The organism is Mycoplasma procyoni (assembly GCF_017052595.1).
GTDB lineage: Bacteria > Bacillota_I > Bacilli_A > Mycoplasmatales > Metamycoplasmataceae > Mesomycoplasma_A > Mesomycoplasma_A procyoni.
Genome location: NZ_JAFIDB010000003.1, coordinates 67953 through 93623 on the forward strand (window position 1 = coordinate 67953; position 25671 = coordinate 93623).

The 25671-nt window shown below is 28.6% G+C and carries 18 protein-coding genes; 8 read left to right on the forward strand and 10 right to left on the reverse strand.

What is annotated here, in order from left to right; all coding sequences use genetic code 4:
- The first annotated feature begins 1 nt into the window (after position 1).
- The 4 genes from JV122_RS01745 (at position 2) to JV122_RS04955 (ending at position 3155) form a co-directional block, all read left to right on the forward strand.
- Positions 2–1153 (forward strand): aminotransferase class V-fold PLP-dependent enzyme, encoded by a 1152-nt coding sequence (locus tag JV122_RS01745; RefSeq protein WP_205842792.1) that lies wholly within the window; start codon positions 2–4, stop codon positions 1151–1153.
- The gene (locus tag JV122_RS01750; RefSeq protein WP_205842793.1) at positions 1140–1595 is read left to right on the forward strand and encodes an iron-sulfur cluster assembly scaffold protein; all 456 of its coding nucleotides are present in this window, start codon (positions 1140–1142) and stop codon (positions 1593–1595) included. The genes JV122_RS01745 and JV122_RS01750 overlap by 14 nt, the downstream gene beginning before the upstream one ends.
- A 15-nt stretch (positions 1596–1610) precedes the next feature.
- Positions 1611–2105, forward strand: coding sequence for a hypothetical protein (locus JV122_RS01755; RefSeq protein ID WP_205842794.1), 495 nt, complete (start codon positions 1611–1613; stop codon positions 2103–2105).
- Positions 2106–2279: 174 nt separating this feature from the next.
- Positions 2280–3155 carry a MurR/RpiR family transcriptional regulator gene (locus JV122_RS04955; protein WP_205842795.1) on the forward strand — a complete coding sequence of 292 codons (876 nt, stop codon included), beginning with the start codon at positions 2280–2282 and terminating at the stop codon, positions 3153–3155.
- Positions 3156–3182: 27 nt separating this feature from the next.
- Here JV122_RS04955 and nagB read toward each other — a convergent pair whose 3' ends face one another.
- The 3 genes from nagB to JV122_RS01775 are packed head-to-tail and all read right to left on the reverse strand — an operon-like array spanning position 3183 to position 5852.
- Positions 3183–3908, reverse strand: a complete 726-nt coding sequence (gene nagB / locus JV122_RS01765) for a glucosamine-6-phosphate deaminase (protein WP_205842796.1) — start codon at positions 3906–3908, stop codon at positions 3183–3185.
- Positions 3908–5008 carry an N-acetylglucosamine-6-phosphate deacetylase gene (gene nagA, locus JV122_RS01770; protein ID WP_308699322.1) on the reverse strand — a complete coding sequence of 367 codons (1101 nt, stop codon included), beginning with the start codon at positions 5006–5008 and terminating at the stop codon, positions 3908–3910. Before nagA ends, nagB begins: the two co-directional genes overlap by 1 nt.
- Positions 4998–5852 (reverse strand): N-acetylmuramic acid 6-phosphate etherase, encoded by an 855-nt coding sequence (locus JV122_RS01775; protein WP_205842798.1) that lies wholly within the window; start codon positions 5850–5852, stop codon positions 4998–5000. The genes nagA and JV122_RS01775 overlap by 11 nt, the downstream gene beginning before the upstream one ends.
- A gap of 222 nt (positions 5853–6074) precedes the next feature.
- Here JV122_RS01775 and JV122_RS01780 point away from each other — a divergent pair, with 222 nt between their 5' ends.
- Entirely contained in the window at positions 6075–6377 is a 303-nt protein-coding gene (locus JV122_RS01780; RefSeq protein WP_205842799.1) for a hypothetical protein, read from the forward strand.
- Positions 6377–8053: a PTS transporter subunit EIIC gene (locus tag JV122_RS01785; RefSeq protein WP_240463411.1), complete on the forward strand. Its 1677-nt coding sequence runs from the start codon at positions 6377–6379 to the stop codon at positions 8051–8053. Before JV122_RS01780 ends, JV122_RS01785 begins: the two co-directional genes overlap by 1 nt.
- 74 nt (positions 8054–8127) lie before the next feature.
- On the opposite strand, the gene JV122_RS01790 is transcribed toward JV122_RS01785, so the two are convergent.
- From JV122_RS01790 to JV122_RS01820, 7 genes are all read right to left on the reverse strand, one after another.
- The gene (locus tag JV122_RS01790) at positions 8128–8748 is read right to left on the reverse strand and encodes an ATP-binding protein (RefSeq protein ID WP_205842800.1); all 621 of its coding nucleotides are present in this window, start codon (positions 8746–8748) and stop codon (positions 8128–8130) included.
- Positions 8727–9578: an AlbA family DNA-binding domain-containing protein gene (locus JV122_RS01795; RefSeq protein WP_205842801.1), complete on the reverse strand. Its 852-nt coding sequence runs from the start codon at positions 9576–9578 to the stop codon at positions 8727–8729. The genes JV122_RS01790 and JV122_RS01795 overlap by 22 nt, the downstream gene beginning before the upstream one ends.
- A 21-nt stretch (positions 9579–9599) precedes the next feature.
- The gene (locus JV122_RS01800; RefSeq protein WP_205842802.1) at positions 9600–10112 is read right to left on the reverse strand and encodes a hypothetical protein; all 513 of its coding nucleotides are present in this window, start codon (positions 10110–10112) and stop codon (positions 9600–9602) included.
- Positions 10096–10923, reverse strand: a complete 828-nt coding sequence (locus JV122_RS01805; protein WP_205842803.1) for a hypothetical protein — start codon at positions 10921–10923, stop codon at positions 10096–10098. Before JV122_RS01805 ends, JV122_RS01800 begins: the two co-directional genes overlap by 17 nt.
- Positions 10924–10942: 19 nt before the next feature.
- Positions 10943–11452 carry a hypothetical protein gene (locus JV122_RS01810; RefSeq protein ID WP_205842804.1) on the reverse strand — a complete coding sequence of 170 codons (510 nt, stop codon included), beginning with the start codon at positions 11450–11452 and terminating at the stop codon, positions 10943–10945.
- Positions 11436–12275, reverse strand: coding sequence for a nucleotidyl transferase AbiEii/AbiGii toxin family protein (locus JV122_RS01815; protein WP_205842805.1), 840 nt, complete (start codon positions 12273–12275; stop codon positions 11436–11438). The genes JV122_RS01810 and JV122_RS01815 overlap by 17 nt, the downstream gene beginning before the upstream one ends.
- A gap of 120 nt (positions 12276–12395) precedes the next feature.
- Entirely contained in the window at positions 12396–16277 is a 3882-nt protein-coding gene (locus JV122_RS01820) for a hypothetical protein (RefSeq protein ID WP_205842806.1), read from the reverse strand.
- 205 nt (positions 16278–16482) lie between these two features.
- Here JV122_RS01820 and JV122_RS01825 point away from each other — a divergent pair, with 205 nt between their 5' ends.
- Both JV122_RS01825 and JV122_RS04960 read left to right on the forward strand, forming a co-directional pair.
- Entirely contained in the window at positions 16483–17967 is a 1485-nt protein-coding gene (locus JV122_RS01825) for an MAG3090 family protein (RefSeq protein ID WP_205842807.1), read from the forward strand.
- Between the two features lie 9 nt (positions 17968–17976).
- Positions 17977–25590, forward strand: a complete 7614-nt coding sequence (locus JV122_RS04960) for a GA module-containing protein (protein WP_205842808.1) — start codon at positions 17977–17979, stop codon at positions 25588–25590.
- Positions 25591–25671 lie beyond the last annotated feature (81 nt).

The window sequence follows — 25671 nt, forward strand, 5'->3', positions numbered from 1 at the left end:
AATGGAAAAATATCGTCAAATGTTCCCAATGCTAAATAAAGTTGTTTATTTAGACAATGCAGCCTTAGCACAAAAACCACTTTCAGTAATTAAGGCTGGAGAAGAGTTTTATAGCGACTTTGCAATAAGCACTAGAACTTCCGATTCCAGGCTTGGAATAGCTGTTTTAGAAAAAATTGATCTTGTAAGAGAGAAAACTGCAAGACTTTTAGGTGCTGATAAAAATGAAATTATTTTTAGTGCAGGAACAACTGATTCACTTAATTTGTTTTCAAAAATGGCAAAGCAATTTTTGAAACAAGGTGATCAAATTATAATAGCTTACCACAATCACTCATCTAATGTTGTTCCTTGAATTGAAATTGCTAAAGAAATAGGTGTTGAAGTTGTTTATTCTTTAGATTTAGTTTCTGATATTAATTCAAAAACTAAAATAGTTGCTTATTCACAAGTAACAAACAACTTAAATCAAAACTATGATAATGATTTAATTTATAAAAAAGCTAAAGAAGTTGGAGCAATTGTTGTAAATGATGCTGCTCAAGCTATTTCTCATGAAAAAGTTTCTTTTGCAAACTCTGATGTTATTGCTTTTAGTACAAACAAATTATTTGGACCTACAGGACTTGGAGTTCTAGCAATTAAAAAAGAAATTTTAGACACTCTTAAACCCGTTGTTTTTGGAGGAGGTTCAATTGAGAAAATGACCGATGATATGCAATGAATTTCAAAAAAAGGTATTTCAGCTTTCGAACCAGGAACTCCCAACATTGCAGCCATTTGACAATTTGAAAAAACTTTAGATCTAATTAATGAAATAACAATTGAAAAAATCCAAGCACAAAATACAGAAATTTCTGTGTATTTATACGATCGACTACAAGAAATTGAAGGAATGTACATTCACTCAAAAAGAGGAGATTTCATTACTTTATTTAGAATCAAAAACTACGCTCCTCAGGATGTTGCTTCTTATTTAGGACATAAAGATATTTATGTTAGAAGTGGAAATTTCTGTTCTAAATTAACTCCTTTTGTGGAAAAAGAAAGTGATTTTGTGCGTGTTTCAATCGCTTTTTATAATAATAAAGAAGATATTGATAAACTAATTGAAGCACTTAAAGAAGGAGGTGATTTCCTTGGATTCATCTAACAAATACGACAATAATCAAAAGCGTGCTATTATCATGAAGCACTACTCAACTCCTGATAATAAAGTTGCAAGCGTTGCTGATTTACCAGATTGATCACAAAGTTATTTACACAGTTCAAACTGTGTTGATGAAATTACAATTGCTATCAAAAAAAGCGATAATAAAGTAGAAGATGTAAAATTTAGTGCTGTAGGATGTGCTGTTTTCTTATCTTCTTGCGATATTTTTAGCAACATAATCAAAAATAAAACTTTTGATCAAATCAAAGATATTATTACTAATTACAAAAACTTAATTGAGCAAAATCAAACAGAGATAAACGAAGAAATATTTGGCGATCTTGTAATTTACAAAGACGTAAAAACACATCTAAATCGCCTTGAGTGTGCTAGTTTAATTTATAAAGTAGTTCAAGAAAATTTAGAAAAAGAAACAAATTAATATAAAGGAGACAAAATGTATTACAAAAAAGATTTAAAAAGAGTAAATTCAAAAATGCGTTCATTATTTACTTTACTTCTAATTCAATTAGCAATCTCTTTTGCTTTATGAGTTATAAAAATAGTAAAATGACCAGCACAAAATTTATTTAACATTACAGACAAATTATCAAGCGGGATTTTCTGAATTTCCATCGCTCTAATTATTTTATTATTATTAAGTGCTTTTGGTGTTATTTCAACAACAATAGTTGCTTACAAAAAATATAAAGGCTTAAAACTAAATGATCCATATTTTAAACAAAGTGAATCATTTGCAAAACTAAAAACCATTTGATTTTTATCAGTTGTTTTAGTTTTTGTTGCAATAATTTTAGACTTTATTCCATATGTTGGATTTTGATTAGATCTTGCTTCATTAATTTTAGTTTTCTATACTTTAACTAAAACAACAAAGCAAATAAAACCAGAAATCAAGAATCCCTCAAGAAAACCAATAAAACAAAAATAAACAAAGAAATACAGCAAGAATTTGTAGGTTCTTTAAGAAAATTTAGAAAAAGAGGCAAACTAACATAAAGGAAAAACCCTTTATTTAGTTGCTTTTTTTGTGCCTTTTTTTAAAAATCAAAAAATTTGTTTTTCTTTTTTTTACTTTAGATAATTTCTGTTTTATAATTAAATTATGAAAATAGAGTCTAAAATTTTTGAACCAAAACTACTGGAAAATCTCGATTTTTACGATCTTTCTAGCTCACATCGAAAAATATTTTGAGAAATTGAAAACAACCCTGAAACCTTTATAAATATGACAACAACCGAACTTGCAAAAGTGTTGAATATCTCACAATCTACAATCTCCAGATTTGCTAAAAACTTTCATTTTAACAACTTTACACAGCTGCAAATTTATGTTTCAAAAAGAATACAATATCTAAAAGATAAAACTTTTGAAATTAAAGAAACTAAAAAAATGTCTCTCAAAGCGACAATGAATAACATTAAGAGTCACTATGTTAGTGCGATTGAAAAAACAATTGAAAAACTAAATTCCCAAGAAGAACTGAATAACTACATTAGCACGCTTTTTGAATACAGAGGACTAAACATTATTTTTGGAATCGGAGAATCTGCTTTGGTTGCAAACTACTTTGCAAACAATATCAGAAAATTAGGATTTAATGCTATTTTTATCAATGAAATCCATACTTTTTTCTCTTTTAGCAACTTGCTCAAAACAAAAATGCATGTAACTTTAATTTCTAAAACAATGGATACTTTAGAAATTAAAGCAATTTTAAGATATTTAGAACAAAATGAAGTTGCTTATTCAATCTGAACTAAAAATGAAAATTTTAAAAATACAAAAGCCAAAAACAAGATTTTAATTGAGAGTATTGAGCAAAATTACAGAATTTCAGCAATGGGATCTAAAATTTCTTTCTTTTTAGTTGCTGATATTGCTTTTTCTTATTTAACAAACAAAATTGATAAAGAGAAAATCATTTTCAAAGACATTGAAAAACCAATCCAAGAGTGAAATAATTTAATCAAAAAATAAACAACAACCTATTTTTGGTTGTTGTTTTTAGTCTAATAATTCTGCTGCTTCTTGGTCTAAAATTATTGTAACATCTTTGTGTTTTTGGAGGAAGCTAGCTGGAACATCTGGTGTTATTTTTTGTTTTATTGTTTGATAAATTGCTTTTGATTTAGATTTTCCTGAAGCAATTAAAATGATTTTTTTAGCTTCAAGAATCGTTCCGATTCCCATTGAAATAGCTGTTTTTGGCATTTGATCTTCTGATTCAAAATAAATTTTATTTGATTCAATTGTTTCTTGGGTGAGTTCTACTTCTCTTGTGCGATCACTGTCTTTTGAACCCGGTTCATTGAAGGCGATGTGTCCATTAACACCGATTCCAAGAATCATTAGATCAATTCCACCTTTTTGTTTAATTAAATTTTCATATTCTAGTGCATTTTTTTCTATATCACCATTTCCGTTTGGAAGATTTATATTTTCTTTTTTGATATCTATGTGATTAAAGAGAGTATCATGCATAAAATAGTAATAAGAACACTCGTTTTCTTTAGAAATTCCTATGTATTCATCTAAGTTAAAAGATGTAACTTTAGAAAAGGATATTTCTTTATTTTCATACATTTTAATTAGTTGTTTGTATGTTTTTATAGGTGAGCTTCCTGTTGCAAAACAGATAACAGAATCTGCTTTATTTTTAATTTGTTCTTTGATGATATTTGCAGCTAAAAGTGCTTGTTCATCTGTATTTTTGGTAATTTTTATATTCATTATTTCACTTTCTTTCCATCTATATAAACTTCTTTTATTTTTAAATTATTTTTATCTAAAATAACAAAATCAGCTAAAAATCCTTTTTCAATTTGGCCTAAATTATCAAGTTTTAAATACTTAGCAGAGTTTGTGGAACAGATTTTTATAGCATCGTTGAGACTATAACCGATTTTTACTAAATTAATAAAAGCATCGTGAATTACAATTCCAGAACCAGCAATTGTTTTGGTGTTTTTTAGAGTAATTAACTTAGCTTTTTTAGTAATTTCTAAACCACCAGAAACGCTATCTCCATCTTTGTAATAGGCAGGTTTTATAGCATCTGAAACAGCAATAATTTTATTAATATCTTTAATTTGTGTTGTAAATTTAATTGTTTGTTCTGAAATATGAACTAAATCAAAAATCATTTCTACATAGGAGTTTTGATCCATTAATGCAGCTTGAAGAAGCCCCGGATTTCTTGAGTCTATTCCAGACATTGCATTTCATAAATGACAAATAGAATAACAACCATTTGCAAAGTATTTTTGTGCAGTTTTGAGATCAACAGCACTGTGTCCAATTGAAGCAATTATCTCTTTATCTTGAATTTCTTTTAGCATCTTTAAAGAAACCATTTTAGGATCAAAAGAAAGTTTTTTAAGATTGCTTTCTGAAGCTTTAATTAATTGATTTAAGTTTGTTTTGTTAGCTTGCTTTAGAAATTCAGTTTTGTGAGCGCCTTTTTTCTCTGTTGAAATAAAAGGCCCTTCAAGGTGAAAACCTAAATTTCTTGAGTATCATTTTTTATTTTTAGCCATTTTAGAAAGAGAATTTTTTAGTATTTCTCAGTCATTTGTCATTGCCGTAGGCATAAAAGATGTAGTTCCAAGTTTAGCAAGTTTTTTAGAAATTTTTGATAATTCTGCTGTTCCATCCATTACATCCATATTATAAATTCCGTGAATGTGTGTGTCTATAAAGCCTGGAACTAAATAGAAATCACCTTGTCCTTCTTTTTCTTTTATGTCCATTATTGTGTTATTTTCGACAAAAATATCAGCATTATTAATAGTTCTTTCTGGGTTGATTATTGTGACATTTTTAATTATCATCTTCAAGTGCCTTTCTTAAATTATTTTCATTTTTTCTAAGTATTTTTTTAGCTGTTTCTAAATCAACTTCTTTTTTAATAATGATACAAGAAAGTTTGATATTTTTTTCAGATTCAAAGTAAGTTTTTTTAGCAACTTCTTCTTCACAAGCTGTAATTTTTTTGATAATTTCAATACTTCTTTTAACAAGTTTTTCATTGATTGGATTAACTTCAACCATCATGTTTTCATAAACTTTGTTGTGTTTAATTGCTGTAATAGAAGAAATTGTGTTTAAAACAATTTTCTGTGCTGTAGCTGCTTTAAGTCTTGTTGAACCCTCAATTAATTCATCTCCTAAATCCAAAAATAACACAATATCACTGTTTTCATAACAATCACCTTTAGCTTTGTTAGTAATTAAAACAGTGTGGCAACCTTGTCTTTTTGCTTGAGAAAGAAAACCATTTACATATTTTGTGTTTGCTGAAGCAGAAAGTCCAATAATCAAATCACCTTCTTTAACTTCGTTTCTGAAAACATCAGAAATTCCTAATTCAAAGTTATCTTCATTTTGTTCTAAAGAACTCAAAACTGCTTCATCACCGCCCGCAATTGAGTATTTAAATCAGTTTTTTTCATTAAATGTAGGTCAAAAATCAAGTGCATCAACCAATCCAATTCTCCCACTTGTTCCAGCTCCTACATAAAAAACTGTATTAGCTCTTTTTATTACTTTAATTGCTAAACTACAAATCTTATAAATAGTGCTTTTTTTATTCTTGATTTCTTTGTGAATTTCATTTGTAGTTTCATTAAATAGTTCAATTAATTTTTGTGTACTAAGTTTATCTAAATCTCTCATTTTTTCTCCAATTAGAAATAAGCAAATAAATTTTAAAATATTCAATTAATAAGAATTAAATATGAATAAATTATGCAAATAAAACCAAAAACAAGGGCTTTTTTGATCCTTAAATAATCTGTTTTTGAGTCTCGGTGCATATTTTATTCATTTTTAAAAAATGTTTTTATTTTAATAGAAAATTTAGTTGAGCACAAGTTCTGCTCAGAGTGAAAGGTTAAAATGTTTAAAAATAGTAAGTTTAATTTGTCAAAATTACACCCAAGTCAATATATTTACATTGTTTTATGAGCATTATTTTTAATTTTTCTTCTAATTATAGTTCTTTTATCCACTCTTTATAGAGTTGATGAAACACTACAACGGGAAATGTTAAAACAAGCAAAAGAATTTAAAGCTAATTTAGTTGCTGGTATTGCTTTAGTATTTGTAATTGTGTTGTTTGGTGCAATTATTTCTACAACAGTTATTCACGGTTTTGTTTTAAAGAAAGCAAAAGCTAAACAAACAGGAGGTAATAAATAATGTCTTTAACAAAAAGTTCTCCAAAGCAAAGTTTCTTTAAATCAACAATGCAAAAACTCGGTAAAATTGGTTCTACTTTAATGTTCCCGATCGCCATTCTACCACTTGCTGCGATCCTTTTAAGAATTGGAGCAGAAATACCTACAGATACAACTTTTTCTTCAGTTGTACAAAAAATAACAATCACACTTGGTGATTTAGTCTTTTCAAATTTATATATGCTATTTGCTGTGGCTTTAGCATTTGGTTTCACCAAAGAAAGAAGGGGTGAAGCAGCCTTTGCAGGTTTTATAGCAATGCTTTTAGTTGCTAATTTAGTTCCTTTTTTAGCAAAATCAATTTATGGTGGAGTTAATTTAGGTGAAACTTGAGTCAAAGATAAAACAGTTGTTCTTGGATTTGAGGCTTTATTTAGAGGAAAATTCGAAGATGTTTTAGGTAAAAACGTGCTTACAGGAATTATTGTTGGTTCATTTGTTGCTTGAATTTACAATAGAACAAGCAATGTTGAATTACCTAAAGTATTAGGATTTTTCTCTGGAAAAAGACTAATTCCTGCGCTTGCAATTATCTTTGCGGCAATTTTTTCAATTTTCTATGCAATCATTTTCCCTTGAGTGGCTTTTGTAATCTTTAAGCTTTCAAAAGCACTTTCTGATGCAACTGCACCAGGAGAAGAAGCAACAGCTTCGGTGAGATTTACAAGAGCTTCAATTATGGGAGTTTATGGTTTTCTAAACAGATTATTAATTCCTTTTGGATTACACCACATTCCAAATAATATCTTCTGATTCCAATTAGGAGAACATGTTTCTGCAAGCGATGCTACTAAAACAGTAAACGGAGACATCTTCATTTTCTTACAAGGTGCTGCTAAAAATAATCCAGGAGGATTATTCCAAGCAGGATTCTTCCCAATGATGATGTTTGGTTTACCAGCATTAGTAGGAGCTTTTGTTTTCACAGCAGAAAACAAAGTGCAAAGAACAAGAGTTGTAGCTTTATTTGGTTCAGCTGCTATTGTTAGTTTCTTATCAGGAATTACAGAACCAATTGAATTTGCTTTTCTATATGTTTCCCCACTATTATATGTAATCCACGCTGTGCTAACAGGGGTATTTGCATTTATTACTGGAGCATTTGGAATTCAAATTGGATTTGGATTCTCCGCTGGATTAATGGACTATTTAATTAGTATTCCTAAATCATTAGCTATCATTAATGAATCAGGATTTAAAGGTGCTGCAAAAGTATTTGCAAATCCAGGATGAATTCTTGCAATTGGAGCAGCCGCAGCTGCATCATACTTCTTTATTGGTACATTTATGATCAAAAAATTCAACTTAAATACACCAGGAAGAGGAACGGGAATTATTCAAGTTAGTGAAGATGATTCTTCAGCTACAGAAACAAAACAAAGTGGTTCTTTATCTAAAAAAGCTAGAGAAATAGTTAAAGGATTTGGTGGATGAGATAACATCGAAGAATACAATAACTGTTCAACTAGATTAAGATACATTGTTAAAGATGGTTCAAAAGTAAATGAAGAAGCCATTAAAAAGGCAGGAGCTTTTGGAGTTGTAAAAATTTCTGACAATTCATTCCAAGCAATCATCGGGGTTGAAGCAGAAGCACTTAACAATGAAATTAGCTCTAATAAAGGTGAAGAACTTTAATAAACAAAACTAATCATTCGTGGTTAGTTTTTTTACTGTTTTGTAAAGCGATAAAGAAAAAGCATTAGTCAAAATTAATGCTTTTTGTTTTCTTTGTTTAGTTTGTAAAATCTGTTTTTATTAGCACCAAATGAAATTAACAATCCCTCTTTTGTGAAATTTGCAAGAACTTCTCTTGTTCTTGATGATTTTGTTCCTAAAATTTCTTGAGCTTCCTTTGAAGTAATGGTTTCTTTTTGGTTTAAAAAATTCTCGATTCCCATTCAAAAAATGTCTTTTTTCTTTTTGTTTCAACTGTGATTGAAATTTAAATTTGGTGTCTTTTTTGGTGCGGTATCAGTATTTATTGTTATGTTATTGGAATTATTTTTTTGGTAATTTAAGTTTCACAGTGTAGTTTTAAAGAAATACTCATCAGAGTAGAAAGTAGGCATTTTATCTTCACTAAAATTTTCTTCTTTTTTGTATGAATTTATGATTTTATCAAAATCCATTCCCCTTCTTTTCATTAAGTCAAGTTCTGAAAAAACATTTGCTATTATTGGATTTCTTAATGAAGAGTGGATGTTTTGAATATTTAGATCCTGAATTTTTAATCTATCAAACATCCCACCTGGAGAAACGATTTCAATCCTATTGTCAAAGATATAAACAAATATTTCAGAACCTTTTATTAAGTAATCTCTATGTATCAATGCATTAACATAGCTTCTTGAATTGCTCTTTCTGGATAATCAGGATATTCGAATCTAAATATTTCTCCTATTCGTCACTTTTTAGATGTATTTAGTTTAATAAAGTGAATTGCATCTTTTAGTTGTTTAACTAAATTTCCTTCGAGTTCAATATCATCTATAGCTTCAATTAGGCCGTTACTTTTATCCAACCCATTCCAACGTGTACAAATTATTTTTGCTTGCATCAAAAAGGATTCATCACATAGAAGTAATCCTGCATTAGTTAAATAGCCATCATTCAAAACCAACCCTAAAGATTTTAGATCTTTATCTGTAATTTCAGTGAAAGTCTTTGATTTAAAAGCGTGTTTAAGGCCTATGAAGGTAGTTTCTGTAATCTTAACATCAGATTTTAAAGAATCGTAAGTTTGGTTAATTCCTTTTAAGGTTAGATAATTATATATACTATTTTTTGCTTCTATTGTTTCATTTCCTGTTCTTATAAAGGTTTTTCTTTTTCCGTCTTTTACAAGAAAATAAGGAGTTGAAGAACCTTCTTCGACAGAAACAACTATATATTTTAATCCTTTATATTCTTTTATTTCAAGTTTATAATCAACAAGAGGTTCAATATAATCTTTAATACTTCTGGAAATAAAATCCAAATCTTCTTTAGCATTAGATAAACCGAGGATTTCATCATTGTCTGAAATTCCGAAAATTAAAATCCCTCCACCTTTATTTGCAAATGCGGAAATTGTTTTAAGTCAATGATCTACTTTTTTTCTTTCAACTCTTTCTTTTTTCTCGTAAAAATTAGTTTCTCCTATTATTTCTATCAATTCCATTTCGCTCCTCAATTTTCTCGATTATCATACTGTTTGATTTTTTGGTCAAGTTTTTCTTGAACCAGAGATTTTCTCGATTCAGTCTAACATATTTTCTTTTGTATATATCTTGGCAAATTCCGGATATCTTTTTTTGAAGATTCTTAAGGTTTTTTCTCAATCTTCTTCCATGTTTCGATCATAAATATATCAGCCACTTTCTGATCAGTTATAGCCACTTTTGTTTTCGTTTTCTGCAAAGAATTTGAGTAAATATCCATGAATATAAAACTTATCGATTTTGTCTAATTTCTTTAAATCATGAAATAGATTAGGAATGTAAATGATGTCTTCAGGATAGTCTCATTGCACAACTAAATAGTGTTGATCGGGATTGTTTGTGATATAAACTGTTCTATCTTCATCTCTGTTTTGAATAAAGAACAAGATATCTTTATCACCCATTTTGACATGAATGTTTTTTCTTCTTGTTACATTTCAATAATTAGGAACAAATCCTCTTTCTTTAAATCATAAGCTAGGTGGTTTTTTCATTTTGCTCCTTTAAGATGCCTTCAAATACAGATGATAAATATTTATTATAATCAAAAGAATTTATGTTTAATTGCGATTTTTCAATTTTTCTTTCTATGCTTGAGTGTATATCTTTAGAATAAAAATATTCAACAAAATAACTTAAATACTGTTTTAAGTTTTTATTAAAAAGCGATTGATCAAACATTAATTCTAAATTTCTTAAGACTTCTTTATCGTTATATTGAAAGGTTTTTGTAAATCAGATGATATCTATTAATATTTTTATTTCATCATCAGATCTAAAGAGATCTAAATTTGAGTTTTCTGTTATTAAATGTTTGTTTACTTTAGTAACTTTTCTTAAACTCAATATTTTATTAGCAATGTATTTTTCAATATTGTATGTTTGGATTTTGATGTTTTCTCCCTCAAATTCAAAGTTTTCATCTTCAATTTTGTATTTATCAAAATCAATAATGATATCAACTTCGAGGTTTGAAATCACTTTTCTATCATTTAACTTTTTGATTTTGAAAAAGAATTTATTTTCTGTTTCAAAATTATCTTCATTTAATTCGATTAATATTTCTTTGTCTTTTGCAAAAATATCATGTAATATTTGCTCTATTTCTTTTGTTTTAGATTCAATAAATTTTAGATTAAGATCTAAATCTTTAGGTAATATATAATAAACAATACCTTGATTTCTTGCTTTGATATCTATTGATTTAGAACCTTCTAAAACAAAATCTTTGTGATATTTTGAACTAAAGATTCTATAAACGACAAAGTCTAAAAAGTACTGTTTTTTCTGTGTTTTTTTGTCCATTTTACTCCTTGTTTAAATTTTAATCATTAGTTGGTTCTGGTCATCTTCATCTTCTTCCTGAAATCTTAAATAATCACTCTAAAATATTTTCTTGAGTTATAAATTCAGAAAATTCAGGATATCTCTTTTTAAGAATTCTTGAGATTCGTTGTCAATCAGGACTTTGGTAAAGAGTCATGATGTAATCATTGCTTTCATACCAATTGTATCCGCTTTTATTTTCGTTTTCTGCAAAGAATTTTAGTAAAAATGCATGAATATAAACTTTATCTATTTTGTCTAATTTCTTTAAGTCATGAAATAAATTTGGTACATAAATAATATCTTCAGGATAGTACATATCTTGAACGATTCTTTGTTGCTTTGGGTCTGTTGTAATGTAGAAAGTTCTGAATTGATCTCTGTCTTGAATGAAAAACAGAATATCTTTATCTCCTAATTTAACATGAATGTTTCTGCGTCTTGTTACATTGACATAGTTTTCTCTAAAACCGCGCTCTTTTATAAATAAATTAACTGCTTTGGCCATTTTTCTCCTTTAATATTCCTTTGAAAGTACCTCTTAAAAATGTTTTAAACATTTCTCTTCTTAAAATTTTCATATTATCCATTATTAATGAAATATTTATTACAAACTCATCGTCATTCAGTAAATCGTTTAAATAACTTATGTAGTTCTCGAGTTTAATATTAAAAATTGTTTCATCATACATAAGTTCTAGATTTCTTAGCAACTCTTTTTTATCGATCAAAAAGTGGGAAACAAACCAAAAAAGATCGATGAAAACGCTTATTTCATCCTTTGTTTTAAAATTATCTAAATTTATTTTTTCATGCAGAAGAAAGTGTTTATTTTCTTTGTAAACCTTTCTTAAACTTATTATTTTATTAGCTACATATTTTTCAATATTGTATGTTTGAACCTTTATAACTTCTTTGTTATAAAAGAAATTTTCTTCTTCAATTGTATATTGATCTGTGTCAAGAATAATATCAACTTCAAGATTTGAAGCTGTTTGCTCATCTTGAATTCTTTTAACCTTAAAGAAAAATTTATTTGTCTCAATATTTTCAACAATGCTTGTTTCTACCTTAATATCAAGATCATTTTTAAAAATGTCTTTTAATATATTTTCAATATCTTTAATTTTAGATTCTCTAAATTTAAGATTTAAGTCTAAATCTTTGGGAAGTCTGTAATAAATAACTCCTTTGTTTGCTAATTTATTTTTAGTTTTGATATCTATTGATTTAGAACCTTCTAAAACAAAATCTTTATTATATTTTGAACTAAAAATTCTGTAAACTACAAAGTCTAAGAAGTTCTGTTTTTTAAGTGTTTTTTTGTCCATTTTTCTCCTTTATTAAAATATCTTTGTTTGTTATTCTTAAATTAATTCAAATTTTCTTTATTCTCTATATTTAAATTTTACCACAAAGAAAAACAAAAAAACGAGCAATGCTCGTTTGAGTTATTTGTTGTTTAGAAGGTAGAGTCTTAAGTAGTTTTGACCAACAACTGAGTCTTGATCTTGTTTAGAAGGATCTGTTGTTGTGTAGGTTGGTTTGATAATAAAATCAACCACTAAAAACTTATTAATTCCCTTTGTTTCTGTTTGAAGTTTGATAACTTCATAATTGAGTTCACTGTTTTTTGTAATGTTTGGATTAAATGCTGATTTAAGAATATTAATTTGTTGATTGAAATATCTTTGAAGTTTAGTTATTTCCATTATTTTAGCTCATTTTTGTTTTGAGTCTAAAGCGTTTAGCTCGCTTAATAACACATCGTTTGATTTTGTATTTGAGTCTAAAATACCATATTCAGAGTTAAATAATTCATATTTTTTAAGAGAATTTTCAAGGTTATTTTTAATAACGTTGTAAAGGTCTTTAGATGCTTTTTCGCTGTAGTTATTAAATCCGCCTAATCACATTGGAGTAACTTGGTTTGTAAATTTAGCTTCTGGTTGATTCAGATCAAATCAATAAAGAATTTTGTATTGAGCATAACCTAACATTGCATATTGAGAAGTTTTGGAGTTTCCAAATCCAGATTCTTCATCTCTGTATTTTGTAAATAGAACTTTCATTTTTGAGTGATCAAAGAGACTTAAGCTTTCATCAACATCAACAAAGTCTTTGAGTTTTGGATCAAAAATATCGATAGTTACAGAAGGTTTTCCACCTAATGATGAATCTAAGTCATCTGAGTTGTTTTCTTCTGGGAAGGCTGTATCAAAGTCTTTTGTTGATTTTGTAATTCCTGTTTTTGAAATAGAAATTAAGTCATAGAAGTGTTTTAGATCACCTTTATTTGACTGGATTCAACTTCTTGAATAAAGGTTGTTAAAGAAAACTTTTTTAGAAACAGATTCAACATTGTTGCTTCTTAATTTTAGATTAAGAGCTAAAGTTCCGTTTAATTCGTTTAGATCACTAAAATCATTTTCTGTTATTGCAACTTCTAAATCTGTTGTTTTAAGATCTAAATTATCAAAAGTTAAGTTGGTTAGAGCAACAAAGTCTTTAATTGTTTTTAGTTTTGATTTGATTCCTGTTGCTCATCATCTTTTGTTAAGACTAATTGAAGAAATAGAATTTATAATTGAGTCCATTTGTTCTTTTGTAAGTGCTGTTTTTGTTTGTGTTGAAGCTGATGTCGCTTTTAATAAAGGAGTTAGTGATGTTTGGTGATCATGTCAGAGAATCTTATTGATTTCATAATTTTTAGATTCATCTAAATCAAATGTTTCATAAACTAAAGTTTTAGCATTAACATCTTTTGATTTGAGTTTGATTACAAATTGTTTGTTTGTTCCGGATTCTGTAAGTTCTAAGTCAGGTTTTTGGTACATTAAAGGACCAAAGTTATCTGGATAGCTGTTTAGATTAATAGTGATTTTAGAACCTAAACCATTTTTAATTGTTTCTCTTGTTGATTCAAAAGTATAGTTTTCAGAAGTTTGTTTTTTATAATCTAATGTTTTTTGGTCTTCGCTAACATTATCTCCAAAAATGTAATCATCACCCACATAAACACGTTCTAAGAAGTATTTTCCGTTTTGTAGTTCTGAATTTTGGATTGTTGCAGTGTATTTATTATCGCTATCTCTTTTTGTTGCTTGTAGTTTTCATTTAGCTCCAAAATCTGTGTTAATTCAGAGATTTACTGTTTTTGTTTGGTCTGTTAAGTTTGCAAATCCTAAATTTGTTTCAATGTTGTTTTCTGCTGTTTTTTGGATTTGCACATTATTGAATTTAAGAGTGTTTACAGTTGTTGTAAATGTAGGGTTATAGCTGTCTTTTGGAGTGATTTCGAAGGAGTATCAACTTGTTGCTGATTGAGGTCTTAATTTTATTTTTTTGATTTTGTAATTATGAGATTTTAATAATGAATAAGAAGCTGTATCTTCTGAAGTTGCGTCAAAATCTTCGCTGTAACTATCACTTAATTCTAGAGATATTTTTTTGAAATTTTCATTTTTATCTTTTTCAATTGAACCTAAAAAGTATCTTTCTTCTTGATTATTTTCTGTCAGATCTTCTGCAACTAATAATATTTCATATTGCGGTTTCGTTAATTGGAATGGATTTGTAATATCTAAATCTAAATAAACATAATCTTGAGAACCTTCGGATTTAGTTTCTGCAACAACTTCCTCTATTTTCATATCTAGATTGTATGTAAGTGTTCTGAATGATTTTTGCTCATCTGTTTTTTCTGAAGGTAAAGCAATTTCTTTGTTGTTTAAAAATACAGAATCTAATAGGTAGTTTTCTTCAAAATCTAAGTTTCTAAGAACTACTTCTAATTTATCACTGGAAGGGTCATATTTTGTTGTAAAAACACTGATTTGCTTTGTGTTAAAGAAAATCTCAAAGTCTTTTTGATCTATATCTCTAAGTTGGTGTTGTCCAAAAGTTAAAGTTACTTTTGCACTGTCTTTTGTGATTTCGCTAAAGGCTAAATCTGTAATTGTAAAATTATCACTATCAACTTTTTGTTGAGTTGTGAATGTTTTGTTTTGGATTGGATCTAAACTAAAATTTTGATCATTATTTTTTAGAGATGTTATTGTATATTGTGTGTTTTGTTTTAGTCCTGTTGCTTGAAGAATTAATTTATTGTTTTCTAAAGCAAAACTATCATTGCTAAACTCTTTTGTTTGTGGTTGTGAGTTTTCTGTGTAGCTTAAAACTAAACTAAAATTGTTGTTTTGTGTAGGCAGATCTTTGTTGAAAACAAAAGAAAGATCAGCTGTGTTATATTTGATGTTAGAAGTTTCTAATGAGTTTAATGCTAAAGGAGTTTCTGCATTTGCTGTAGTGAAGCTTTTTTCAACTCCGTCAGGAATCGCAATTGCTACATCATCAATTTGCAGATCACTAATTGTATATGTTGTATTTGGGCTTAAAGAACTGATTGTTAGATCGATTTTTTTGTTGTTTAGATCAAAACCACTAAACTCTTTTTGTTCATTGTTTAGATTAAACTTAATTTTAGAATTTTCGTTTACTAAATTTCAAATTGAAAATTTAAAAGTAAGTTCTAGTGAATCTGTTCCGTTGTTATTTTTAGTAATAGAAGCTAATGTAGCTGATAATTGGTCTTGTTGTGTTGTAAATTTTTTGTCTTTAATTTCAATTATTTTTTTGTTATTTTTTTGATCGTTTATTTCAAAAGATTTTAATTTATATTCTGTGTTAGCTTGAAGGTTATTTAGTTCAAAAATAACACTGTCTCCCTCTTTTTTGTAATTTTTATATACTTGTGAGTTGATGATTAAAGCAAATGTTTGATCTGCTTGTGTATTTTGTGTTGCAACAGAAATTTTGACTGAATTTTTTGTAAGATCAGAGAAGTTAATAGAAGAAATTCTTGGTTCACTAATTTGAGATTCTTCTTCTAAAGTTTTGAAGTTTGTTTGTGTTCCTTGAGGAATATCAATTGAATCAGAACCTTCATTAAAACTTTCGATATTGTAGTCTGTGTTAGGTTCTAGAATTCCTAATCTAAATGTAAGAGTGTTTGTTTCTTTGTTTTTTGTAAAATCAGAGTGAGTTACTTTATTTACAGTAATTGAGTATGTTTTTGTTTTTTGCTCTAAAATTCTGTTTAAAACAACCACAACAGTGGCATATTTTGTTTCTACATCTTTAATTGTTAATGATTTGATTTCTGTTTTTGTGATTGGATCTGGTTTTGGTTCTGGTTTGTTGTCGTTATTTCCAGAATTACTTTGATTTGCTTTGTTTTTGCTTAAAGCAACAACAACTCCTGTTGTGATTCCGGCGATCGCAACAGCACCTATTGAAGCTGCTAAAATTATCATTTTCTTTTTATTTTTCATAGTATTTAAATTATATTAAATTATCAAAAAATTGAAAATTAAAAAATTAATTTTGCAAGAGCAATCAAAAATTATTAATATCAACCATTTCTAAAAAGTTCAAAAAACACGAAATTTTGATAACGAAGTTCAATTATTTGTATTTTTGGTTATTTTTTTTTTTTTTTGTGTATAATATTGCGAATGAAAATTAAAAGGAGACAAAATGAAACGTCTATTATGCGAATACAAACCATTGGTAGATAAAAATTTACCATGAGTTTTAAAACACCCAAAGGTAAATTCACCTTTAGCACTATTCAAAACAAGAAAGGAAGCTCTAAACTGATTCTTATCATTAGGTTATGAATGCTACACATACTTCAAAACAGATAAGAAAGTTTTTGGTGGAGATATTGCATCTCTTAAAAATGCTGACGGAGTTATGGAGCATGATGTTCAAACAGACAAATATGATGGAGGACTAAAAGCAGCTGATGTATTTGAAGAAATCTTTGTTTCTAAAAATACTCTATTCAGAGATGAAAATGCAGCAAAAGCTTTTAACAAAACAATTACTGATTACAAAATAATCAGAGATCACAACACATATTTCCCTGTGGATGACGATTTTATTCCTGAAAGAAGAAAATCAACAAAAGAATTACAAATTGAAAAACTTACAAATGAGTTAAATGAATTAGATCTATTACTAAAAGACTCAAATGGTAAATATGAAAAAGAAATCCAAGAGCTAATGGAAAAACTTAAAGACTCAAATGCTGACAAAGAAGCATTAATGAGAGAAGTTGAAGCTCTTAAGAAAAGAATTTTTGAAGAAACAATTTCAAAAGAACCGCAAAAAGTTGTTGAAGAAGTTGAAGTAATCAAACAAGTAGAAGTTCTAAAAGAAGTACCAGTTGAAGTTGTTAAAGAAGTAGAAGTAATCAAAGAAGTGGAAGTTATTAAAGAAGTTCCAGTTGAAATTGTAAAAGAAGTGGAAGTTATTAAAGAAGTTCCAGTAGAAGTAATCAAAGAAGTGGAAGTTGTAAAAGAAGTATTCATAAACTCAAATGAAGAAGCTGTTTCACTTGAAAGCATTTCTGAACTACCTTTAAGAAAACAAACAGAAGCTTTATTAGTTTATTCAAACAAAGCAGAAAAAGTTCTAAAACAATTCTCAGAAGCAGAACCAAGACACACATCAAAACAAGACTTTGATGAAATCTCACAAGAACTTTCAAGAGCACAAATTGCAACAAATAAACTACTTGAAAACAAAGACTTAGAAGAATCTTCAAGATACTTAGTTCAAAGAGCTAAAGAATCTCTTGAAAAATCAAAACAAGAACTACAAAACAAATTTATTATTTCTTCAGAAGTAGAATACAGTGATAAAACAGTTGTTTACTACCAAAACAAACAACAAAAATTTGTTAGATTAGCTGAAGTATTATCATTTGTTTCTTACGACAACAAACACGTTGTATTTGGTGACAAAAACAACTATCCATTTGCTATCTATGACAATAAAACAAGAAATAAATCATATTTCTTAGTATTTGATTCACAAAAAAATGTAGAAGTTGTAAAACAAGAAGCGACTCAATCTTCTTGATGAACAACATTCTGAACAATCGTTCTTTATGGTGGGGCGTGATTAATTCTATTAATCCTAGTAATCGTTCTAGCTGTAAAATACGGTTTATAAGGAGTTTAAATGTCTAAAAAATTATTATTAGGTCTTGCAGCTGGAGTTTTTGGAGTTTCAGTTGTAACAGCAATTATCATCCTGTTACAAAACTCTAAAAATCCTGCTGGTGACTATGAAAAACTGAGGAAAGAAGCTCAGGAAACTCTTGATTCTTCTTTAGATTCACAAACAAAACAAGAACTACTAAAAGAATTAGAGAAACTAAAAGACTACTCTGAGCAAAATGCTGCTAAATTAGCTGATTTAATTAGCAAAATTAACCAAAATCTTGCTAAAGAAAATGAAGCTAAAAACGAACTAACAAAAAAAATCAATGCTCTTGATTCTAATTTTGCTAAAAAAGAGCAACTACAAAAAGAGCTAAATGATCTTAAATCTTTAGCTGATTTAGAAGATCTGTCTAAAAAAGTTGAAGTAGCTAAACAAATCGAGGAAGCTTTAGCTAAAGTTAATACAGAGGATGCTAAAAAATCTTTAGTAGACTCTTATAGTGCAGAAGCTACAAAATCAGTAGAAGATCTACAAAAAGTATTAGCTGATGTTATTAAACAACTAGACAGAGAAAACGAAGTTTTAGCTGATTCTAGAGAAAAAGCTAAAGAAAGAACTGATTTCATCGAAGACAAAACAAAAGCAGAAGAGTTCAAAAAACAACTTGATGCTGCTGTTGATCAAAAACAAGTTGATGAAATTAGAGCTCAAATTGAAAAAGAGATCGAAAATCAAAAACTAAATCCTGAAAAAGCAGAAGCTAATAAACTAAACGAAAAAATTAGCGATCAAAAAACTAAAGAAGACTTTGCAAAACAAATCGAAGAAGCTAAAACAGCTGAAGAGATCTCAAAAATAGTTGATCAAATTACAGAAAAACTAAAAGAGCAAGGTCTTTCAGAAAAAGAAATCAATGATGCTAAAAAAGAAGCTTTGGCTGAAAAAATCAATAATTCTAATTTAGAGCAAGCAACTAAAGATTCTCTGAATGAAGAACTTAAAAATGCTGATACAACAGATGAAATCAAAAATATCGACACAAAAATCGATAACACAATCAAGTTCAATGATGCACTAAAAGATGCTCAAGATGAAGTTAATAAACTAAACGATTCTGACAAAAAGACAGAATTAGATAAAAAAATCGTAGATCTTAAAAATGATCAAAGTCTAACAGAAGCTCAAAAAATAGAAAAACTTGAAGAGATTCAAAAAGAAGCTGCTCAAGTTATTGCTGATGCTGCTAAAAAAGCAGAAGATGCAATCAGTAGATTAAGAGATTCAGGTGATGAAGAATTAAACAGAATCATTAGCTCATTAGAGCAAATGAAAGATAATTCATTTACAGAAAAACACTTCAATGACATTGAAACTAAAGCAAATGAAGAATTCAAAAAGAAAACTGAAGAAGCCAAAAAATCTGTAGAGGAAGCTAAAAAAGCAATTGAAGGATTAAACATTACTGGTGAAAATCCTTTACCTGGTGAAGTTAGCACATTAGAAAATGAAATTACTAACATTGATGATTTATCTATTGCTAAAATCCAAGAAATCATCAATAAAGCAAACGAAATCAAAGAAAAAGCAGACGCAATTAAGAAAGTTGATCAAGATCTAGCTGGTGTTTCAAACGAAATTAAGGATCAAATCAAAAAAGACATCCTTGATGGAAACAATGTTGAAGAAGATGTTAAGAAAATCGAAGAGATCAAAAAAGTTGTTGATAGCATTAAAGATAAAGCATCAATTCTTGAAAACACAGATTTCAAAGATGAAAGCTTAAACAACAAAATCTCTGAAAAAACAACAGAAGAGCAACTTAAAGAGCTTCTTGAAGAGGTTACAACTAAAGCTAAAGAAGAATTAACAAACAAAGTTAATGAAATCAAAAATGACACAAACAACCCTTCGACTTCTGAAAAATTAAATGAGCTAATAAAAGACATTGAAAGCTTGAATTCAACAACAGATAACACAACTTTTGAGAGAATCAAAGAAGACATCAAAGACTACAAAGAAGCAAAAGAAAAAGCAGTTGCAGAAAAAGATAAATTAGAAAACAATTCAGCAAAACAAGAATACAAGGACAGAATTTCTACAGCAAATACTCCAGAAGAGTTAAACAAAATAAAAGAAGAAATTGAGCAATATAAAGAAAAATATGATGAAGCAAAAGCTAAATTAGACACATTTGAAGAAAATGCTAAATCTACTTTAATTAATGATTTAAACTCTGATAAAGTTTCAAACCTAGAAGAAGTAAATAAATTCTTAGATGATCTAAAAGCTTTAGAAGACAAAAAACAAGAAGCTAAAAACATACTTGATACAGCTGCTGATTTAAGTGAAGAAAGAAAAACAGAGTTACAAAAAGAAATCAATAATGCAGCTACAGTAGTTGAAGTTGAAAAAATTATTGATAAAATCAAAAACCCTAACTCTACACTAGATGCAGATACTAAAGCTTTAGTTGACAAAATTAAAGTTAGTGATTTACATTCAGAAGAAGCTAAAAAGATTTTAATTGCTAAAGCTGAAAACTCTACATCTTCAGCTAAACTAAAAGAAGTTCAAGATCAAATTACAGCACTTGAAGATAAGAAAACAGAGCTAAATGCTAAAGTAACTGAAGCAGCTACAGGAAACAAAATTTCTTCAGCGCAAAAACAACACTTTTTAGATCAAATTAAAGATGCAACATTAGTAGAAAAAGATCCATCTAACGTTGAAAATGATTTAAACTCAATTGCAACTAAATTCGATGAATTTGTTGCTGAAAATCAGAAATTAATTAACTTGTTAAATGAACAAAAAGTTTCTGCTAACGGAAATACAACAGATTCTGTAATTGAACAAGAAAAATCTGAAATTTATGGTTTAACAGATGTTAACGAAATCAAAAAACGTGAAGAGAAATGAAGTGCCATTAAAGATCAAAAACAAACAACAAAAGAGAAAATTGATCAAATTACAAATGATGCACAAAAATCAGCCCTTACAAATGATCTTCAAAATGCAAAAACAAAAGAAGAAGTAGATGCAATTTTAGCCAAAGCTGAAAAATACAAATCACTTGAAGATGCAATTAATTCATTAGATAAAAAAGAAGAGGTAAAAACTCAACTAAAAGATGAATTATCATCAGCAATTTCTTCTCAAAATCCAGATGCAATTCAAAAATTAGAACAAAAAATTGCTGAAATCAAGAGATTATCAGATGCTATTTCTGCACAAATCGATGCTTTAGAAAACACTTCAGATGAAGCTAAAAACTCAATTAAAGAAACTCTAAAAGAAAAAGGTACAACAGAAGAGTTAAATACTTTAGCAAGAGATTTAGACGTTCTTAAAGAAAGAAAAAATGCAGCTGTTGCAGAAAACAACAAAATAACAGATCAAACAACAAAACAAGGATTTGCTACAGAAATTCAAGCTGCAAAAACTCCTCAAGAAATTCAAAATGTTATTGCTAAAATTCAAGCTAAACTTGATGAAAATAAAGATCTAGAAACTATTAAAAATGAACTAAAACAACAAATTAATGATTTCTATTCTTCAAAACAACCATCAACAATGGCAGAAAGCGTAAAAAATGATCTTATTGCCAAAGTTGAAGCTTTAGATACTAAAGAAAAAGCAGCTGAATTAAGAAAAGAATTATCAGACAAAAAAGACAGAATAGCAGAAGCATTCAAACAAATCGAAGGTATTAGTTCTACAGATAGTGCTGTTTCTGGATTAGTAAGTTCTATTGCAGATGACTTAAAATCAAAACTAACTTCTGCTGATACAGACACACTTGAAGAAATTAGAGCAGTTGAAGAGTTAGCAGCAGCTAAAAAAGATGCGCTTGCTGTTATTGAACGTTTAAATGATAAAAACGATCTATTAACTCAACTAAAAAACGCAGCTACAAAAGAAGCTGTTGAAGAAGTTAAAAATAAAGCATTAGAAACTCTTTCGAATGCAAAAACAACAGCAGAAAAAGCTGTTGCAAAACTAAATGGTTCAGATGGAGAAATCCAACAAAAACAAAATGAACTAAAAACAAAATTAGAAGAGTTAGCTAAAAAACCTTACACAGAAGCTGAACTAAATGCTATTGTTACAGAAGTAAATAATAAATTCAACCCTGAAAAATCAAGAGTTGAAGGATTGATTAATGGTCTTGCTGATACAAACACATTTAAAGCAGAACTTAAAAAAGAATTAACTACTAAAGATGCTGCCGAAACTCTAACAATTGGCGATCTAAAAGAATTAGAGAAAAAAGTTGAGTTAGCTAATAAGAAACAAGAAGCACTAGATGTTTTAAACAAATTAATTGATAACAATGATCGTGCTACAAAGATTTCTACAGTAAACAACTCAACAAATGCTGATGAAATTACAAGAATTAAAACAGAAGCAGAAGCAATCTTAACTCAAGCAAGAACTGAAGCTCAAACAGAAGTTAATAAACTTGATGGACATGCAGATAAATCAGCATTAGATACAAAATTATCTAATGCTCAAACTCAACAACAACTTGTTGATGTTAAAAATGAAGCTGCTCAAAAATACACAGAAGAATTCAATAAAGCAAAAGCTGCTGTAGAAGAATTAAGAAGTGTAAATCCAGAAAAATACAATGAATTAAATTCTAAACTTACAGATGTAAATAAATCAACCGAAAGAGATACAGTTACAGAACTAAGAGCTATCTTAGAACAAGCACAGCAAGCAAAACAACAAAAAAATAAAGAAAAAGCAATTGCTGATGCTAAAGAAGCTGTAAGATCACTTCCTGATAAAGCTGTTTCTGGTTCAACAACAGAAACACTAGAATCTCGTTTATTAAAAGAACTAGATTCTGCTAATATTACAACAGAAAGAGCAAACCAAATTAAAGAACAAGCTCAAAAGCTAAAACCTTTAATGGAAAGCGCTTTATCTGCTATTGATAAATTATCAGATGGAACAGCTAAAAACAATGCAATTAGTGCTGTTTTAAGCTCAAGTGATGAAGCTAGAATTAATCAAGAAAAACAAAGTGCTGAAAATACTCTTAATGCCAAAAGAACAGAAGCACAAAATTGATTAAACAAAACAGTTGGTCTTGTTTCACCAGCAGCCGGTTCTCAAGACAGAACTCCAATTTCAAACCACTCACAACTACAATCAGAATTTAACTCTGCAACAACAGAAGATAACTACAAGAGAGTTATTGATAGAGCGAAAGAAGAATTTACAAAAGAATCAGAACACACAGATTCAAGAATTGCTCTTGTTGGAAGCACATCTGCTCAAGAAGTATTTAAACAACAAAAACAATCTGCAGATACAGTAGAAAAATTAAGAGAAATTAACAAAAAAGTTAACGCTTTAATTACTGAAAAAGATGCAGCTAGAGCAATCATTAACAAACTAAAAGATGGTGACAAGAAAACACAACTTCTACAAGAACTTGATAACGCTACAACAAACGAACAAGCAAAAACTGTAGGAACTAAAGCACAAGCTGCTCTTGATGAAATTCAACAAGCAACATTAAGAGAAGTTGAAAAACTAAAAGGTCACGAAGATTATGATGCTAAAAAAGCTGAAGCATCTCAAAAATTAACTGAAGCTCAATACGATACTATCAAAAACCTTGTTCAAGGTAAATACGATGATGAAAAACGTCGAGCACAAAAAGCAGTTGATGCAATTAAAACAAACCATCCAGACAAATACACAGAACTTAATAATAAACTTAATGCTGAATCACAATCTTCAGACAGAGATAATATCGAAAAATTAAGAGCAATTAAATCTGAAGCAGAAAATCAATCAAACCAAGAATTATTAGATAAAAAACAAGAAGTGAAAAACAAAGTTGAAATTCTTAAAGGTTACACTGATGCAACAAACGGATATGAAGCTCTTAAAGCTAAAATTGAAAAAGCTAATACTTTAGCTGAATTAGAAAGTTTAGATAGAACTATTACTAATACTTTAGATGCTAAAAAACAAGAAAAAGTAAGAGAAGTAGAACAACTAAATGCAACTTCAGGAACTTCAGCATCACAAAAAACAAGTTTAATAGCTGAAATAAACAAAGCTGATACTTATGAAAAACTAGAAGCACTAAATTCTAAACTAGAAGAATTAAGAAAACTTGTTGACACACAAAACAAAGCCAAACAATTAGCTGAAACTATTTATTCAAACGCTGAAGATCACAAGAAAAAAGAAAATGCAGATTTCCTTATTGCTAATGCACTTCAAAGTCAATCTGATCTTGAAGGATTTATAGCACAAATGGAAAAAGATAAAACCGAATTAGAACAAATTCCAGCAATTGTTACTAAAATTAAAGAAGAAGCAGCAGGAATTAATGATAAATTTATCAGAGATAGTATTATCAAACGTGCAGATTATGTAAGAGAATTAGATTATGCTAACAGATTACTTTACCAAGCAAAACTTGAAAAATTAATACTTATTCCTTTCGATGGTTTTGTTCCGACTGCTGATTTTAAAAGAAATCTTGTAATAGAAGGTGGAAACGCGATAAACTACGACGATCCAAATAGTCAAGTTACACTTTCATTAGATAATCTAAAATCTAAATTCTGACAAGGTCCAAAGAGTTCAGTAAAAACTGATCAAGATGCTTACAAAGAAATTTTAAGTAAAATCGATGAGCAAGCGCTTGCAGAATTCGAAGATCTTAAAAAGCCTTTCTTAAAGAGTGGAAACAATGGTATTGCTGATAATCCTTCACAACTAAAACACAAGTTATACCTATACTTTAGAGAAAAATTAAGAATAAAAGATGCAGGAAACGAAGAAACAGCAGGAGCGTTAATAAACGAATCTTCCAAAATTGATGCTATTTCAATGAGTGATAGCAATAAAACATCACAAAAAGAAAAATACACAAAACTACTTAGAGATTTCTCTAAATATTCAGAATGATTACAAACTGCTACATATGACAGAACACAATTAGCAGGTAACATGCGTGATGATTTATTGATTGATAAAACAAAATGAAATGAAGCACTAAAAAGAGATTGACTAAATGAATCATTATTCAACACATTCCTAGATGGAACATACAAACAACCTGCAGAACCATTCCATTTAAATAATAAAGATGGTCTTAAATTAGCGGAAAGAGTTTGATTAGAAAAAGTTACATTTGGAATTAGAAAATTCAGATCAATTTATCCAAAAATTAAGGCAAAACTTCAAGCAGAAGATAGAAACTTATCAAATCCAGAGAAAAAGAGAGTTCAAACATTCTTGGTTCTTTACGATGGATTATATGATTTAGGAAAAGTAGCAACAATGGATGAAATTGAGCAAATGCAACCAGAAAGACTAAGAGAAGGATTTTTAGGAATATTCTCTAGTGATAGACTTTCATGATGAAATGCTCTATACCAACCTGAAATCACAGATTCAATTCTTTCTCGTGTTCTACAACCAGAAGGTGAATTAGCTAATATTTCAAGAGAAGAAAGATTTAACATCTTAAGAGATTTAGGAAATGTTTACAGTGAACAAACAGCAAACCAATTTCTGGATGCATATAGTAAAGTTCACTCTACAATTAATAAATCAAAACAAAACTATCAATTTAGATACAACTACAACTAATATAGATTCAAAATTAACTCCTTTTGGGGTTAATTTTATTATTGAATTTTAGTATAATTTAAATATAGAGAATTTTGAGGA